Origin of the sequence: Microbulbifer elongatus (assembly GCF_020524885.1) — a bacterium.
In the GTDB taxonomy this organism is placed as follows: Bacteria; Pseudomonadota; Gammaproteobacteria; order Pseudomonadales; family Cellvibrionaceae; genus Microbulbifer; species Microbulbifer elongatus_A.
Genome location: NZ_JAIVKJ010000001.1, coordinates 1,507,239 through 1,522,789 on the forward strand (window position 1 = coordinate 1,507,239; position 15,551 = coordinate 1,522,789).

Below are 15,551 nucleotides of genomic sequence, written 5' to 3' on the forward strand. Positions count from 1 at the left end.
GTGATTTCGATAGATAAAAAAAGACCGGCAATGCCGGCCTTTTTTTTCTGGGGAGTAGGATATCGCAAATTTTACCCGTTGCGCGCCTTCAGCGGTTCGCGCAGCTGCTCAGCCATACCCAGCAGCAGCTTCTCGGTAGTCTCCCAATCGATACACTTGTCGGTAACGGAAACCCCATACTCCATCTGGCTGCGGTCCTTGTTGATCTTCTGGTTGCCGGCTTTCAGGTTGCTCTCCACCATGATGCCGATAATGGACTTGTTGCCATCCAGGATCTGGTGGGTAACGTTATCCACTACCAGCGGCTGCAGTTCATGATTTTTGTTGGAGTTGGCGTGGCTGCAATCCACCATGATGTTCGCTACCAGGCCGGCATCTTCCAGCTCTCTCTCACAAACCGCAACACTGACGGAATCATAGTTGGGCTTATCGTTACCACCGCGCAGCACAACGTGGCCGTATTTATTGCCGGCAGTGTGGATGATGGCGACCTGGCCTTCCTTGTTGATACCCAGGAAACGGTGTGGGTTGGCGGTGGACTGGAGGGCGTTGATGGCCACCTCCAGGCTGCCGTCGGTACCGTTCTTGAAGCCCACTGCGGATGAGAGGCCGCTGGCCATTTCCCGGTGAGTCTGGGATTCAGTGGTGCGCGCGCCGATCGCGGACCAGGAAATCAGGTCCTGCAGGTACTGCGGGGAGATCGGGTCGAGTGCCTCGGTGGAGGTGGGCAGACCCAGCTCGGCGATGTCCAGCAGGAGCTTTCGGCCGATGTGCAGGCCATCTTCGATCTTGAACGAGTCGTCCAGGTGCGGATCGTTGATCAGGCCTTTCCAGCCCACAGTGGTGCGGGGCTTCTCAAAATACACGCGCATGACGATCAGCAGGGTGTCTGAGACCTTTTCGGCCAGCGCCTGGAGGCGCTTGGCATAGTCGATGGCCGCATCCACGTCGTGAACGGAACAGGGGCCGATGACAACCATCAGACGGTGGTCTTTACGGTCCAGAATATCGCGCACTGCGGCGCGGCCGGCGGCTACTGAAGCTTCGGCAGCCTCGCTGACGGGCAGTTCCGTTTTCAGCGCTTCCGGGGTAATCAGAATGTCCTGGGAAACGACATTTAAGTCGTCAAACTGCTGCGTGGTCATGTTTAAGTCACTACTTATTCAATAATTTGGTCGCGTCCTTGCCCGCAATCATGCTGTGCGGGGCAGTTATGCTAACCAGTGGCGGGAAAGAGGGCTAGGGTTTCATTTGAAACAGTTTTAGATGTCACGAATTTCGCGCGAAGGTGGGAACTCTATCCGGTTAAAGCGGTGCTGTTTGGGATGAGGTTGTTTCGCAGGTGGCTTCAATGGGGCGGGGGTAGGACAGGCCCACCGACTGGTGGGCCTGTATTTTTTGTATGACTACTCTGGTGGCAGCTCCACCAGGGCCTGCATCAAGGGGAAGTACAGGGCGCAGCGGATAGCGGTTTCACCGCGCAGGTAAAACAGTTTGCGGTAGCCATCTAGCTGCTTACGGTAGCGTTCGAGTTGCTCGGCGTAGAACTGGTCCGGGCTCTCTTCGCCGGCGGGCTCGGCTGTCTTGTAATCGATGATCCAGCGGCTGCCGTCCCGATCCACGAAAGTGCGGTCGATGATTGATCTACGCAGCTGGCGACCGCCACTGTGCAGTTCCAGTTCAGCCGCAGATGCCTCATGGTCGCAATCCAGTACCCAACGCCCTTGTTCACAGCAGAGGGTGCGCAGGATCGCCTGTTCCACTTTCTCCATTGCATCCACTAGCTTGCTGCCGTTTATACCCAGCTGCTTCAACCGCAGCTGCCACAGGGGGCGTAGGGATTCGGCGAGCTGGTGCGGAGCCACTTCCTTCCAGTTTGCGTTTTCACTCAATGTGGCGAGGGTTTCATGGGCCACAGTACCGGAGTGGCGGAACCAGCGCTGGGCAACCTGGCCCATCTCCGGCAGGTTCGGTTCGTCGGTTTCCTGCGGGCGGTAATCGGGGGTGCGGTATTCGGTCAGAAATTCCCGCCGGGGGAGGGCCGGCGCTTGCCAGATGGCCGGCAGGCGCAAAAGATAATCGTAATCGCCGCTGAAAGATCCCGCCTGATCTACCTGTTCGGGTGCTTCTGGCCATTGGCACCAGTCGGAATTTTCATTATCACTGATGGTTCGCCAGATACCGGCGAGGAGCGAGGCGGAACCCGGCGCCCTCAGGGTGCCTTTCTTTTCATCCCGCTGCACACAAGCCAGCAGGTGCAACGATCGAATAGCGCGGGTGCAACCGACATAGAGCAGGCGGGTGCCTTCAAGGCGTTCGCGTTCGTTATTGTCGTGTTTTAGGTAGTCAAACAGCGGGTCGCTGTCACCGCGAGCACTTTTCGGGGCGAGCATGAAGCGGCTTTCACCGGCGCTGTTCAGCCACTCGGCCCAGCGCAACAATTGGTCGCCGCCGGGCTTGCCGCCCTGGTCCAGGCCGGGAATCAGCACATGCTCGAATTCCAGTCCCTTGGATTTGTGAATCGTCATTACCTGCACGCTTGCATCGTCGCCGGGGCGAGCGAAGAGTTTTTCCAGCGCGTGTTGAAACTGCGCCCAGTCGGCGATGCTACTACCGGTATCGTACTTCTCCAGCAGCTGGAAGAAATCCTGTACGTTATCCAGATCGGACTTGTGGGCAACCGTAGCCGGCCCACCCAGCGCCAGCCAAAGCCCTTCAATCCAGAGTCGAAGTGGTTTGCGTCCACGTTGCTGCCATGCCTGTAGTAGTGGCGTGGCGAACTGTTGCAGGCGATGCTTGCCATCCTCGCTGAGGAGCGGGATTTCCACCATACTGCTGGCGCAGTCCTGAAGCGTCTGCAGAATTGGCCTTGCGCTGGTGTCTGTCGGGCCCTTGTACGACTGTTCGCCGGGGCTGCCGTTGCCGTTGCCGTAGTTGGCCACCGTGAACAAGTCTGGCAGTTGCAAGCCGCACCAAGGCGCACGCAATACCGAGAGCCAGGCGATGCGGTCGCTGGGGTCTAACATGGCGCGGGTGAGGCTCAACAGGTCCAGCACCACCATCTTGCTGGCGAGCGGGGCCAGGTCAGGCGCCTGAAACGGAATGCCGGCGGCGCTGAGCGCGGGAAGAATACGGCCCAGGTGTTTTTTCTTGCGCACCAGTATTGCCACGCGACCATCTGGGTCCTGCGCGCGCAACTGTTGCACAAGGCGTACCGCCTGTTCCGCTTCCAGGTCGCGGTTGTCGTCGTTGACGCAACCGTAAAAGTTCACCGCCGGTGCCGGCCACTTGCTGCCTTTGAATCCGTGCGACTGCAGGTATTTCACCGCACCGCGGCTGATATTGTCCTCGCTGGGGAATGCCCGTGCGAAGGTGTCATTGACCCATTCCACTACCGCGCTTTCCGAGCGGAAGTTCACCTGCAGGTCCAGGGGCTCCAGTGCTACCCGATTGTCCTCGTGGCCGATGCCGCGGGCTCGAGCGTCGAGGAAGATGCCCACGTTGGCATTGCGAAACCCGTAGCAGGATTGCATGCCGTCACCCACGATAAACAGTGTGCGCCCGTCACCTTGCTCCCAGCCGGCGGTGAGTTTTTCCAGTAGCTGCAGCTGCATCTGCGAGGTGTCCTGGAATTCGTCCACCAATATGTGTTTAGTCTGCAGGTCGAGCTTCAGGGCCAGATCCGTTGGCGCGTCGCTGTTGCCAAGCGCGATCAGTGCGGCCTGGGCGACCTCGGTGTAGTCGGTTGCGCCAAGCTGCTGGAACACGACTTTGAGTTGCGCCACCAGCCTGGGGAGCACCTCGGCCAGGGCTTGCAGCAGTTCCCACTGGCTTTGCTGCAGGCCATTGGGTAGCTTGCGCGTCTCGTTGAGCGCGGCGAGCAGTTCATCGTTGGCAGCAACTTCCGAAAGCAGATCCTTGATGCGGGCCTTGTATTCGTCGGCGAGTGCGGTTTCGGGGTCCTTTTTATCGACTGGCGGAAAGCCGATGCGTTTGTCCACGGACTTTCGTGGCGTGCCCGTTCCGGTTAACAGCAACTCGGTCAGCGCCAGCCAAAGTGGCAAGTCACTGCTGTCGGTACCCGGGAGTGAATCCAGGTCTGCACAGACACTCAGGGGGTGGCCGGGCTTGTCTTTCTGCAGGTTCTTCGCCGCATAGCGTGCGAGCTCTGCCAGTTCACCGCCGTATCCCTTTAGTTGTTCAGCGAGACTCGACAGGTTTTCGCTCACAAGCTCATCGATGGCGAAGTGAAAGTAATCCTGCGAGCCCTGTTGACCGACGTCGAGCATGGGCCCCAGCCACTGGTCACGTTTTTCGAGCAGTATCTGCAGCAGCTTGTTCAACTGGCCCAGGTCATTGTCGAGATGCAGCAGCAACTGTTGCAGCGCTTCATCCGGTTTGTCCCCGTCCAGCTGCTTGAGCAGATTCACGACGGCCATTTCAAATGCGACCTGGGTCTGTTCCAGCGGCTCTCCAGGAGCACCAAGGCCACTTTCGATGGGTAGCTGGCTGGCGAGGCTGCGGCACAGGCCGTCGATGGTCTGTATTCGCAGGCGCTGGGGCATTTGCAGCAGTTGCCACTTCAGCCCCCGATCCCGCGCCAACAGGGCGCGGGCCAAATCCCAGGTGATGGCGTCGTGGGGGTTATCGGGGCGCTCGTTGTCTCTCGCATGTTGCAGCGCTTCGATCAGGCGCTCGCGCATCTCGCCAGCGGCTTTGCGGGTGAACGTAATCGCCAGTACTTCTTCCGGTTGCTGGCAAGCGGCGAGTAATTTCAGCACGCGCTGGGTCAGCAGGCCGGTCTTGCCGGAGCCCGCAGGTGCAGAAACGGCAAAGCTCCTGGTGATATCCAGCGCGCGGGCGCGGGCATCGGCATCGATGGGCTGCTTGGACTGCGACAAAGTATGTTCTGGTGTTGCTGCGTGGCTCATTGCGCTGCCTGCTCCCGCTCCGGCCAGCGGTTAAGGGGCCAGAGTTCCGTTTGATTGGTGTTGTCCTGTTTGCGGTCAAACTGCAGGGTGGCGACCCCATTGCTGTATTCACCGGCGAGCAATTCGAGGCCTTGTTGCCAGTGGTCCACCAGATCCTGCCATGTAGTGAAGGGGGAGTCCTTCTGGGTGTCGGCTACCGCTTTAATGCCGTCGATGGGTTGCTGTAGTTCACCGCAACCTTTCCATTTGCAGTCACTGGTGCGCACCTGGCCAAAGGCGATGGCATGGGCATTCTGTTGAAAGAGTGCGTACAGGGGGAGCTGAGGTTCGCGAATACGATTCTGCAGCCAGTCGTTGATGCTTGGTTGCCCGGTTTTATAATCAATGACCAGTGCCTGTGGGGCAATGTCGCTGGTTGAGACAGCTTGGGAAACGAGAGTATCCAAACGGTCGAGGCGAAGATTGAACTGCAGCCCGTTAATGGACACCTGCTGGTCCCACTCGATTTTTTCCACGGTAAATGCTGGGCGGTTTGTTTCAAGATCTAGCCACTGTTGCACCAGACGCTCAAGCCGCTGCAGCTCGATCTCCCAGAAACCGATGGGAAGGTGGCCGTGTTTTTTGCGCGCACTGCGCAGCGCACTTTCGATCGCAGAATGGATCTGTTCGGTGCGTTCCTGCTCTCCCATTGCGTGCAGTTTTTCACTCGTGCCGCATGCCTGCCAGAATTCTGCCAGTACCTGGTGAACGACATTGCCGCGCTCGGCGGGGCTGAGTCCGACGGTTGGCTCCATAAAATGCTGTGCACCCAGGCGGTAGCGCAATTGTGCGTTCAGGGGGCAAAGCGCCTGGGCTTTCAGAACCGACGCGCCGCCGCGCACACGCTCGCATTCCGCGGGCAGTAGTGGTGGCAGCTGCGCGTCCGGTACTTTTTCTAAGACGACGGCATCGGTGAGGTCGTGCAGATGTGTCGAAAGCGCGTCGGTATCCAGTATTGCGGTGGATTCGAGTTCGCCAAACAGGGTGCTCAGTCCCTGGTGGACGCCGTCCTCTTCTGCGGCATAACTGACCACGATATCGGTGCTGGCGTTCAGCAGGTCGTGGGTTAGCTCGCGGGCAAGCTCCAGCTCGCGCTCTGCGCTGGCGCGCGGCATCTTCCAGTGCTTTTGCCATTGAATGGGGAGCAAAGGGTTGGGCGCGGGTGCTGTGGGCCACTGCTGCTGGCCAAAACCCACCAGGCGCAGGTGGTCGAACGCGAGGCCGCCGGCCTCCAGTACACCGAGAATCTGTAGCGGGCCATCACGGGTCTCAGCCTGGAAGGGGGTGCGGTTTGCAATTTGGCGCAGCTGCTGCAAGGCCTGGGTCAGGGTCAGGGTACCGGAGAATCCGGATAGCCCGGCGAAGTCCTCCAGGGCACTCTCCCAGTGCATCAATTGCTGGTATTCTTGACTGTCCGGGTTGCGGTTGCCGGGCCAGCCCAGGGTTTCCAGTACCTGCGAAAAACGTGCGGCCCAGATTTCTGCGGGTGCTTTTTGCCAGCGGCGCTGCCAGTCTCCAAGTTTTTCCAGTTGCCCGGGCAATTCAGGAGCGGGAAGTTGCGCGTCTGGAGCTCGGAGCTCCTCGGTAATACGCTCTGCCCAATAGCGCAGTGTGGCACCGTCCACGCGGCGCAGCTCCATTTTCTGCAGCCGGCGGAATAGCGCCGTGCGTAGGCAGAGTTCCTGTTCGCCGCCCCACAGTGGGTTAAACAGCAGGTTGCGCAGTTGCGAGTAGTCCCACTCGTCTGCCAGCAGATCGAGCAATTGCAGCGCAGCGCTGCCAATTGGAGTCTGTGCCAGCGGCGTACCGGCAGAAAAGTTAAAGGGCAGGGTGTATCGCGGTTGTGCGGGGTCGAGGAATTGCGGCTCGAGAATACGGGCAAACACCGACTCTACCAGGCCGCGGCATTGCCCCAGGTTGTTGACTACGATTCCCACGCTATCGCGCGGATTCTGCTGCAGCTTGTCAGCGGCCCAGCGCGCGGCCTGTACCAGCTCCTGCTCCAGGTTCTGGCACGGAGCTGCGGCGATCCGCGCGCTGCGCTTCATCCCCGCGTGGTCCACAACCTCGGTTGCCGCACTGTCGATGATCGAGCGGTGCAAAGGCGATATCTGCGCAAACCCGGCCGTGTCGATGTGCGGTAGTTTTTCCAGAACGCCTTCTTCGAATGCTCGCAGGATCAGGACATCCCGTTGGTCCGGCGTGATGGCATTGTGTGGCAGCATCTGCGCGGCAAATGCGCGAATCATGGCAAACAACGGGAAGGCGGTGAGATCCAGTGACAGGGCAAATTGATCCAGCAGCGGTTCGAGGGCGCTATCAAGCTGGTTGAGGTCCTCAATCAATTTCCATTGCAGTAGCTGGGAAAGTGCGGTGTCGGCATCGCGACAGAGCTGCGTACTGTTCAGTAATGCGCGGTCCAGCGCCTCGTCCAGGGCCTTTTGCCAAAGCAGCTGGCGCTGCTCACGATTGAGTACCTGTTTGAGCGCGGGTTGCCAGCCCTGTTGTTGCAACTGGAACCACTGTTTGTCGAGCCAGCCCTGCAGGGATTCCACCGGTGGCGGTGTCCAGCAGGCGTTAGTCGGCTGGTGACTGGCGAAGACCTGTTGGCAGCGATTGCGCAGACGGTTGTTGGGTGTCAGCAGCAGAGCACCGTCGGGCTGTTGTGAAAAGATTTCCAGTACGGGAAATGCCGGTTGCAGCATGGGATTGGTGGGCCTGATTATTCGTTGCTTGTTGTTGTGTTTTAGGGTGCTGGTGTTGCATTGTCAAAAGCAGAAATTATCGCCTTTTGACAGTCTCGTGTTAGCGGCGCGGTGTCAACCTTGGAGCGTGTATCTCGTTATTTTGCGCAGTCGGTAACTACATGGCACTCCGGAGTAAACTCCGAGAAGGCGAGGGCAATCCGCTGGTCTGTGTCTTCTGCGCTGGTCAGCAGCATGCTTGGTGCGGGGCGGTCCGGCAGATCCATGTTAAGTTCGTTGAGCCACCAGCGTACGCGACGGGCAATGGCGGTCCCTGAGTCGAGCCAGCGAATACGTCGTGGTGCAAAAGTGTCCAGTTCTTCCCGCAGCAGAGGAAAATGGGTACAGGCAAGCACGGCTATGTCCACCTTGTCCCCACCGGCGGTATCGAAGATGCGGTGCAGTACCGGTGCCAGGTCTTCGGCGGTTATCGTCTCCCCGCGCAGTTTGGCTTCTGCAAGCCGGACCAGCTCCGGCGCCGGGACATTGATCACCCGCTGGCCATTGGCAAACTGCCGGATCAGGTCCCGGGTATAGATGCGGTTGACGGTGCCCTCGGTAGCGATCAGGGCAATGGTGCCACTGCGGGTTTCGGCAGCGGCGGGCTTGATGGCCGGCACCACACCGACCACCGGCCGGTCGAGAACTTCGCGCAACTCTGGCAGCGCCAGTGTGCTGGCGGTGTTGCAGCCGACTACCAGCATGTCCGCCTGGCTTTTTTCCATCATGGCCCTGGCAAACTGGACGATACGCGGGCGAAGGGCTTCCTCGGACTTGTTGCCGTAGGGGTAGAATCCGTTGTCGACACCAAAGTGTAAGGTCAGGCCTGGGATCTGACGGCGGATCTCCCGCGCGATACTGATCGCCCCGACCCCGGAATCGAATATCAATGCACTTGGGGCCCTGTTAAAATGGCCGCTTGTGTTTGGCATCTAAAGTCCTGCTTCCCCGCTAATGCCTGTGTCCCGTATTGGATTGGCGCCGGTAAGGATACCTGAGCCGGCGACTTCTAATAAGTTTAAGTGATTTCTATGACCTGGTTTCCCCTGCAAATCTCCCTGGAACAAGCCATTGTGGCCGGCGTGGTGGTATTCGCCGTGCTGTTGCTGGCGGTGTGGGCCGGGCGGTCGCGGCTGCTGAGTCAGCTGCGCGCACTGCAGGCAGAGCAGCAGATCGGGGCGGCGCAGCTGGCCAGCGCGTTGGAGCGCGAGGCCAAGTTGGGGTTGGAGGTACAGCAGTTGCGGGATGAGTCGGGCAGCAAGTCCCAGCAGCTGGCGCGCTATCAGGTGCTGGTGGAAAAGGGTGAGGCGGCCCTTGCAGAGCAGAAACAGCAGCTGGAGCAGACTCGAGCTGCCATGACCCAGCAGTTCGAAAACCTCGCCAACCGAATCTTTGAAGAGAAGCAGCAGGCCTTCCAGCGCCGCAGCGAAGACAGCCTGCGCAAGAGCCTGGATCCGCTGGAGCGCCAGCTCGGCGATTTCCGCAAGCGGGTGGAGCATGTGTACGACCGCGAGAATGCGGAGCGCAATAGCCTGCTGGGTCAGATCAAGGCTCTGCGTGAGCAGACCCAGCGTATCAGTGACGAGGCCCTGAACCTGACCTCAGCGCTCAAGGGCGACCGTAAGATCCAGGGCAACTGGGGCGAGGTGGTACTGGAACGTCTTCTGGAAGAATCGGGCCTGCAGAAGGGGCGCGAGTACGAAACCCAGGTTTCCCTGAAAGACAGCACTGCGGATGGGCGCCGCCGCCAGCCGGATGTAATTGTGCGTCTGCCGGAAAATAAGGACCTGATTATCGATTCCAAAGTTTCGCTGGTGGACTATGAGCGCTATGCCTCCGCCGAGACCGACGAAGAGCGTACCCAGGCTCTCAAGCAGCACGTCAACTCCCTGCGTGCCCATATCACCGGGCTCAACAAGAAAGCCTACGAGCAGCTGGAAGGGGTGCGCACCCTGGATTTCGTGTTCATCTTCGTGCCCATCGAGGCGGCCTATATGCTCGCCATGCAGGCAGACCCGGAGATGTTCCGCTACGCCTATGAGCGTCAGATCGTACTGGTGAGCCCCACCAGCCTGATGGCGACCCTGCGCACCGTAGAAAATATCTGGCGGTACGAAAAGCAGAACAAAAACGCGGAAAAAATTGCCGATGAAGCCGGCAAACTCCACGACCAGTTCGCGCTGGTGCTGGAATCCCTGGATAACCTGGGCGGCCGTATCCGCCAGGCCGATGAGGCCTTCCAGGAGACTTACAAGCGCCTGGCCACTGGCCGTGGTAATGCGGTGAAGCGCATCGACAGCCTGCGTAAGCTCGGTGCCAAGACCCGCAAGCAGATTGCAGCGGACCTGCGGGAGAAGGCGGAGGACAGCCACAAACTGCCGGCGCCGGAGCGAGAGACAGAAGCGGTAAAAGAACTTGCAGAGAGCGAAGTGGAATAAGCCTTGGACGCCATCCTGGAAACATTTTCCTTCGCGCTCTCGGTTACCGCGCCGATTTTTCTTACATTGCTGGTGGGCTACGGGCTCGCGCGAGTCAAGCTGCTCAGTGAGTCTTTTGTTGACGACGCCTCCAAGCTGGTATTTCTGGTTACCCTGCCGGCACTCTTGTTTTTCAATATCTTCGCCTCTGAAGCGCGTCTCGGTGATGAGTGGCCGTTATTGCTTGCTGGCTTGATCGGCACGGTACTTACCGTGCCCCTTGCGTGGGTATTCGCGCGACCACTGGAGCATGGCGATCGCAGTGCCTTTATCCAGGGCGCGTTCCGCGGCAACCTCGGTATTATCGGGCTCGCCTGGGCGGCGAACGCCTATGGCCCCTCGGGGCTTGCGCAGGCCGCACTATTGATGGCGGTGATCACCATTTTTTATAACGTTGCCGCTGTGGCTCTGTTTGCGGTTTATAGCCAGAAAGCGAAGTTCAGTTGGGCGAAACTCGGCAAGGATATTCTGCGCAACCCGCTGATCGTGGCGATTGTACTTGCTTTGATAGCGAAGGCGGTCGGCCTCCAGCTGCCGCAGATGATTGTGCAGACGGGAGAATACCTGGCCTCCGTGACCCTGCCGTTGGCGCTACTGTGCATTGGCGCCAGCCTGGATCTCAGTATGTTACGCCGCAGCTCCTTCGGCGCGTTTATGGCCAGTGCGTTTAAATTGCTGGTAGTACCCGCGGTGCTTGTAGGTGTCGGGCTGGTGTTCGGGCTTGATGGGCAGGCGCTGGCAATCCTGTTCTTGTTGGCGGCGGCACCTACCGCATCGGCATCGTTTATCATGGCGCGCGCGCTGGGTGGGAATAGCCAACTTGCCGCCAATATCGTCGCGATCAGCACCCTGTTTTCTATTGTTACTGCGAGCCTCGGGCTGGCATTGTTGAAGGTGTATCTCCCATGACTGAAGTCCCTGTATGGATACTGGTAATTGCCGGGCTCATCATTTTTGTACTGTCTGCGGTGGCGACCTACTACTGCCTGGAATTGCGCAATGCGCGCAAACGCCAGCAACAGCGGCTGGAGGAAATTGACGCGGCGGCCGAGGCGCAGCGTGAACGCGTGAACACCAGTATTCAGATTATTGCCAAAACGCTACTCGACGAAGGTGTCGGGGTAACAGAAGCCTCGCTGCGGATCCGCGTGCTGCTGGATTCCCTGCAGGTGGCGCCGACGGTTAAAGAGGAATTCGTGGCGTTTTACAAGGTGGCGGACCAGACCAGCCACATCCCGATTCTCGAGGACTGGAAAAAGCTGTCGCGCAAAGAACAGTTTGCGTTCGAGAAAGAGATGGCGAGGGTGGAATCCGAGTACCGGGACTTTGCGCTGGACGCAGCCAAGCGGATTCTTGGGCGGAATTTCTGATGTGGATCCCGGCAATGCCGGGATCCAGTGCTATACAGTGAGCCGTTGTGGGTGACTCTTGTTAAGATCTTTTTTACAGTCGCTTTCTTGAGATTATTTCCTGACCAGCAGAACGCCCGACTCGGTGTGATCTGTGTAAGGAAACTGATCGAAAATTGCAAACCGCTCAATCTTGTGAGTTTTGGTCAGCTCTTCAAGGTTTTCCAGCTGTGTCTGCGGATTGCACGAGATGTACAAAATACGCGGATAGCGCGCAATCATCGCGCAGGTATCCGCATCCAGCCCCGCACGGGGTGGATCAACCAGCACGGTTGAAAAGTCGTAGCTGTCCAGGTCGAAATCTTTCAGGCGGCGAAACGGGCGCACCTTGTCGATGGCCTGGGTAAACTCCTCGCTCGAGAGGCGCACAATAGAAAGATTATCCACGCCGTTTACCGCGATATTTTCCTGCGCTGAGTTCACTGACACCTTGGAAATTTCCGTTGCCAGCACCTTGCGGAACTTTTCCGCCAGGGGGATCGTGAAATTGCCGTTGCCGCAGTAGAGCTCCAGCAGGTCCCCGGATTCGTCTTCACAGCAGCTCCGCGCCCACTGGATCATGGAGCGGCAGATCTCACCATTGGGCTGGGTGAAGCTGCCTTCCACCTGTTTGTATTGATAGGTGCGCCCGTCAATGTCCAGTTTCTCGATGACATAGTCCCGGTCCAGTACCAGCTTCTGCTTGCGCGAGCGGCCAAGAATGGGCACGCCCAGTAGGTCCTGCAGTGCACGCGCCTCCTGTTCCCAGGTCTCATCCAGCGGCTTGTGGTAGATAAGCGTGATCAGGGCGTCACCGCTGAGGGTGGTCAGGAACTCGGTGCAGAACAGCCGCTTGCGCAATATCTCGCTCTGGTTGATGGCATCGAGCAGTGGTGGCATCAATTCGTTGATACGCCGGGAACCCACGGTAAACTCTTCAATCACAAACGGCTTTTTGTATTCACCCTGTTTGTACATGGCGTAGTCCACGCGGCCGCCTTCCTGCCACATTTTGAATTCCGCACGCAGGCGATAATGACTGGGTGGGGAGGGGAACACTTCCGGGGTCAGGCTGGTGAACGGGGTGTATGCTTCGCGCAGACGGTCTACTTTCTGGTCCAGTTGCTGCTGGTAGTCGTCGGTATTTACGCGGTGAAGAGCCATGAGAAAGAGCCGTAACAGGTGGATTGAATCGGGCGCGGATTATACGCGAAGAGTGACAGGAGTAGGGCAATGGCCGTAGGTCAGCTGGAAATTGTAGTGCGCGGCCAGGGGCTGCACGAATTTACCCGGGAGGTAGAGCGCTGGCTGGCAGGTCAGAGTTATGGCGGCGACGGCCTCTGTACGCTGTTTATACAGCATACTTCCGCGAGCCTGCTGGTTCAGGAGAATGCCGACCCCAGTGCGCGGGTGGACCTCGAGAACTGGTTGAACCGGCTGGTGCCAGAAAATGACCCGCTGTACACGCATACGCTAGAGGGGCCTGACGATATGCCTGCGCATATCAAGGCCGCGCTGACCGCGAGCAGCCTGAGTATCCCGGTGATTGACGGACACCTGGCCTTGGGAACCTGGCAAGGAATATACCTTTGGGAACACCGCTACCATGCGGGCAAGCGCCGGGTGATTGCGCATCTTGGAAGTTAAACAACACTCCCCATAGGAGCTTGCCTTGCAGGCGAACAAAGGCCCACACGGTAGATTCGCTTGCAGGGCAAGCTGCTACCCAAACAGCAGGCGTATAGGGTTTTTAGCAGGTTGTGACTCAGAGACAATTGGTCGGCTTGGGCAATCCGGCAATCTTGCTGCCGATCTTGGCGGGGCTAGGGGGGAAGAGTTTCATCAGGAAGATGCTGCGACCTTTCTCCGGCCCCAGGTGCTGTCCGACGTATTTCACCAGCGGACGCATGGCAGGGGACAGCTCAAATTCTTTGTAAAACGCCTGTAGCAGCCGAATCACATCCCAGTGGTCCTCGGTCAGTTCGATACCTTCCTGCGCCGCGAGTGCCTCGGCCGCTGCCGGGCTCCAGTCTTCCAGGTTACGCAGGAAGCCTTCTTTGTCCAGCGGGATCTCACGCCCGTCTATTATCAGGTTGCTCATTGCACTCACTTGAACCAGCTGACGATAGGATTGTGCTCGGTACATAGGGATACCCAGCGTACCTCGTCGACACCTTCAATGGGGGACTTGATCGAGATCCCGCGCGCTTCGGCATCGGCTTTCAGGCAATAGACATTGCTTTCCGGCAAGTCATGCTGGCCCGTCGCAGCGTATACGCCATCTTCGATCAGCAATAGTGCATCGCCCTCGACATAGGCTTGCAGGCAGTCGCCGAGCGCGTTGTTGGCGTGGGGAGACTGATTAACAATATGCAGGGTCATATCAAAAGCTCAGTACCTGGTCGAAGTTGGCAATAAATGCACCGGGGTTGTCCAGAAATTTCAGCTCCGCGCCGGCGACGGTAATCTGGTCTGGCGTTAATCCCCGATCCTCCAGGCTCTTTTTACAGATATGCAGGGTCTCTACGCCGAACATGGGCAAAGCCTGAAGATTTCTGCGCAGGTTCTTCTCACCGATGGCTTCGGGGTTCTGTTCCAGCAGCTGGAAAACGCCGTCGTTGATAAACAGCACTTCGGGAATCTGGTCCATAGCCGCGCAGGCGAGCACGGCTTCCAGTCCCTCGCGGGCAAGGGCATTACCGTAAGGGGCGTGGCGGCAGAGGGCGAGAATGGATTTGCTTTGGGGCATGCGCTTAGCCTCCAAAGGTCACAAGGCGGTCGCTGACCGCAGCAGCTTCCGCCAGCTGACCGAGCCCCGCCAGTTCGAAACCGTCCGCCAGATTGCCCGCCGGCTTTTCCAGCCGCGAGGCTTCGCTGCTGCTCAGTACACCCCGGCGCTGGGCAGCAGCAATGCAGATGGTGAGGTCCAGGTCATGTGCGCTTTGCAGCTCCTGCCACTGACCTAGCAGGTTCTGCTCATCCTGTGGCGGGGCGGAGAGGGCGCTTCCACCGTGCACGCCGTCGCCATAGAAAAATACCCGGTAGATGCCGTGGTCCGATTGTAAAAGCGCGCGGGCAAACCGAAGAGCGGTTGCTGCGCCCTCGGAGGCGTGGGGGGCGCCGTAGACGACCAGGGTGAACTTCATGGCAGATCCGCGTTGCGTACCGATAAAAAAATGCCCCGCGGAGCGGGGCACTGTGTGAACTTGCTCAGCGGGCTGATCAGTCGTCGCCAGAGGCGAAGCCGAAGATGTGCAGCAGGCTGGTGAACAGGTTCAGGATGTTCAGGTACAGTGAGGTGGTGGCCATGATGTAGTTGGTCTCACCGCCGTTCACGATACGGCTGGTGTCATACAGGATGAAGCCGGAGAACAGCAGGGCAATTACGCCGCTCAGGGCAACGCTTGCCAACGGCATGTGTACACCGAAGAAGCTGGCGATGATCAGGCCCAGTGCACACACCAGTACCGCAATCAGGCCAACAAACAGGAAGCCGCCCATAAAGCTGAAGTCTTTGCGGGTGGTCAGCACATAGGCGGACAGGGCAAAGAAGATCAGCGCGGTGGTACCCAGTGCCTGCATTACGATCTGGCCGCCGCCGGCGAGACCCAGGTAATGGTTCAGCATTGGGCCGAGGGAGGCGCCCAGCAGGCCGGTGAAGGCAAATACCACACCGACGCCAGAAGCGGAGTTTGCGGTGCGTGGCAGCACAAACCATACCAGGGCGATGGCGGCGATGGAGCAGATCAGACTCATGCCGCGGCCCATGCCGATGGCCATGGATACACCTGCGGTGACCGCACTAAACAGTACAGTCATGGCTAGCAGTGCATAGGTGTTACGCAGTACCTTGGCGGATTCTGAGCGATCCAGCGCTCCGGCGGACTGTGTATAGACTTCTTGGCGCATTAGCGTCTCCTGGAAGTGAATATGAAATCTTTCGGGATCATATAACCAGCGCTTTAGACCTTC

General features: G+C 58.7%; 14 protein-coding genes. 4 read left to right on the forward strand and 10 right to left on the reverse strand.

The window, feature by feature from the left end:
* Window positions 1–71: 71 nt before the first annotated feature.
* The 4 genes from LC059_RS06395 to murI form a co-directional block, all read right to left on the reverse strand.
* Complete coding sequence (locus LC059_RS06395; RefSeq protein ID WP_226702977.1) at window positions 72–1,145, reverse strand: 3-deoxy-7-phosphoheptulonate synthase; 1,074 nt, start codon at window positions 1,143–1,145, stop codon at window positions 72–74.
* A 261-nt stretch (window positions 1,146–1,406) separates the two neighbouring features.
* Window positions 1,407–4,931, reverse strand: a complete 3,525-nt coding sequence (locus LC059_RS06400; protein WP_226702978.1) for a UvrD-helicase domain-containing protein — start codon at window positions 4,929–4,931, stop codon at window positions 1,407–1,409.
* Window positions 4,928–7,675 carry a PD-(D/E)XK nuclease family protein gene (locus tag LC059_RS06405; RefSeq protein WP_226702979.1) on the reverse strand — a complete coding sequence of 916 codons (2,748 nt, stop codon included), beginning with the start codon at window positions 7,673–7,675 and terminating at the stop codon, window positions 4,928–4,930. The genes LC059_RS06400 and LC059_RS06405 overlap by 4 nt, the downstream gene beginning before the upstream one ends.
* Before the next feature lie 137 nt (window positions 7,676–7,812).
* Window positions 7,813–8,646 (reverse strand): glutamate racemase, encoded by an 834-nt coding sequence (gene murI / locus LC059_RS06410; RefSeq protein WP_226702980.1) that lies wholly within the window; start codon window positions 8,644–8,646, stop codon window positions 7,813–7,815.
* Between the two features lie 99 nt (window positions 8,647–8,745).
* On the opposite strand from murI, the gene rmuC reads away from it, so the two are divergent.
* Genes rmuC through LC059_RS06425 form a run of 3 tightly spaced genes read left to right on the forward strand, consistent with a single transcriptional unit; the run spans window position 8,746 to window position 11,561 of the window.
* The gene (rmuC, locus tag LC059_RS06415; RefSeq protein ID WP_226702981.1) at window positions 8,746–10,152 is read left to right on the forward strand and encodes a DNA recombination protein RmuC; all 1,407 of its coding nucleotides are present in this window, start codon (window positions 8,746–8,748) and stop codon (window positions 10,150–10,152) included.
* A gap of 3 nt (window positions 10,153–10,155) precedes the next feature.
* The gene (locus LC059_RS06420; protein WP_226702982.1) at window positions 10,156–11,100 is read left to right on the forward strand and encodes an AEC family transporter; all 945 of its coding nucleotides are present in this window, start codon (window positions 10,156–10,158) and stop codon (window positions 11,098–11,100) included.
* Complete coding sequence (locus tag LC059_RS06425; RefSeq protein ID WP_226702983.1) at window positions 11,097–11,561, forward strand: DUF2489 domain-containing protein; 465 nt, start codon at window positions 11,097–11,099, stop codon at window positions 11,559–11,561. The genes LC059_RS06420 and LC059_RS06425 overlap by 4 nt, the downstream gene beginning before the upstream one ends.
* 93 nt (window positions 11,562–11,654) lie before the next feature.
* Here the strand turns inward: LC059_RS06425 and trmA are convergent, their stop codons facing one another.
* A complete protein-coding gene (gene trmA / locus LC059_RS06430) occupies window positions 11,655–12,743 on the reverse strand; it encodes a tRNA (uridine(54)-C5)-methyltransferase TrmA (RefSeq protein ID WP_226702984.1) in 1,089 nt (362 codons plus the stop codon).
* A 69-nt stretch (window positions 12,744–12,812) separates the two neighbouring features.
* Here trmA and LC059_RS06435 point away from each other — a divergent pair, with 69 nt between their 5' ends.
* On the forward strand, window positions 12,813–13,226 hold the full coding sequence (locus LC059_RS06435; RefSeq protein WP_226702985.1) for a secondary thiamine-phosphate synthase enzyme YjbQ: 414 nt from the start codon (window positions 12,813–12,815) through the stop codon (window positions 13,224–13,226).
* Between the two features lie 118 nt (window positions 13,227–13,344).
* On the opposite strand, the gene LC059_RS06440 is transcribed toward LC059_RS06435, so the two are convergent.
* From LC059_RS06440 to LC059_RS06460, 5 genes are all read right to left on the reverse strand, one after another.
* Window positions 13,345–13,680: a TusE/DsrC/DsvC family sulfur relay protein gene (locus tag LC059_RS06440; RefSeq protein WP_226702986.1), complete on the reverse strand. Its 336-nt coding sequence runs from the start codon at window positions 13,678–13,680 to the stop codon at window positions 13,345–13,347.
* Window positions 13,681–13,685: 5 nt separating this feature from the next.
* Window positions 13,686–13,961, reverse strand: coding sequence for a sulfurtransferase complex subunit TusB (gene tusB / locus LC059_RS06445; protein WP_226702987.1), 276 nt, complete (start codon window positions 13,959–13,961; stop codon window positions 13,686–13,688).
* A 1-nt stretch (window position 13,962) separates the two neighbouring features.
* Window positions 13,963–14,328 carry a sulfurtransferase complex subunit TusC gene (tusC, locus tag LC059_RS06450; protein WP_226702988.1) on the reverse strand — a complete coding sequence of 122 codons (366 nt, stop codon included), beginning with the start codon at window positions 14,326–14,328 and terminating at the stop codon, window positions 13,963–13,965.
* A 4-nt stretch (window positions 14,329–14,332) separates the two neighbouring features.
* Window positions 14,333–14,725, reverse strand: a complete 393-nt coding sequence (gene tusD / locus LC059_RS06455) for a sulfurtransferase complex subunit TusD (RefSeq protein ID WP_226702989.1) — start codon at window positions 14,723–14,725, stop codon at window positions 14,333–14,335.
* 76 nt (window positions 14,726–14,801) lie between these two features.
* Complete coding sequence (locus LC059_RS06460) at window positions 14,802–15,488, reverse strand: Bax inhibitor-1/YccA family protein (protein WP_226702990.1); 687 nt, start codon at window positions 15,486–15,488, stop codon at window positions 14,802–14,804.
* Window positions 15,489–15,551: the final 63 nt, after the last annotated feature.

Bases quoted from the DNA above. Each gene is read 5' to 3' on its own strand.
- LC059_RS06395 (WP_226702977.1), bottom strand. From the start codon at position 1,145: ATGACCACGCAGCAGTTTGACGACTTAAATGTCGTTTCCCAGGACATT.
- LC059_RS06400 (WP_226702978.1), bottom strand. From the start codon at position 4,931: ATGAGCCACGCAGCAACACCAGAACATACTTTGTCGCAGTCCAAGCAG.
- LC059_RS06405 (WP_226702979.1), bottom strand. From the start codon at position 7,675: ATGCTGCAACCGGCATTTCCCGTACTGGAAATCTTTTCACAACAGCCC.
- murI (WP_226702980.1), bottom strand. From the start codon at position 8,646: ATGCCAAACACAAGCGGCCATTTTAACAGGGCCCCAAGTGCATTGATA.
- rmuC (WP_226702981.1), top strand. From the start codon at position 8,746: ATGACCTGGTTTCCCCTGCAAATCTCCCTGGAACAAGCCATTGTGGCC.
- LC059_RS06425 (WP_226702983.1), top strand. From the start codon at position 11,097: ATGACTGAAGTCCCTGTATGGATACTGGTAATTGCCGGGCTCATCATT.
- trmA (WP_226702984.1), bottom strand. From the start codon at position 12,743: ATGGCTCTTCACCGCGTAAATACCGACGACTACCAGCAGCAACTGGAC.
- LC059_RS06435 (WP_226702985.1), top strand. From the start codon at position 12,813: ATGGCCGTAGGTCAGCTGGAAATTGTAGTGCGCGGCCAGGGGCTGCAC.
- LC059_RS06440 (WP_226702986.1), bottom strand. From the start codon at position 13,680: ATGAGCAACCTGATAATAGACGGGCGTGAGATCCCGCTGGACAAAGAA.
- tusB (WP_226702987.1), bottom strand. From the start codon at position 13,961: ATGACCCTGCATATTGTTAATCAGTCTCCCCACGCCAACAACGCGCTC.
- tusC (WP_226702988.1), bottom strand. From the start codon at position 14,328: ATGCCCCAAAGCAAATCCATTCTCGCCCTCTGCCGCCACGCCCCTTAC.
- tusD (WP_226702989.1), bottom strand. From the start codon at position 14,725: ATGAAGTTCACCCTGGTCGTCTACGGCGCCCCCCACGCCTCCGAGGGC.
- LC059_RS06460 (WP_226702990.1), bottom strand. From the start codon at position 15,488: ATGCGCCAAGAAGTCTATACACAGTCCGCCGGAGCGCTGGATCGCTCA.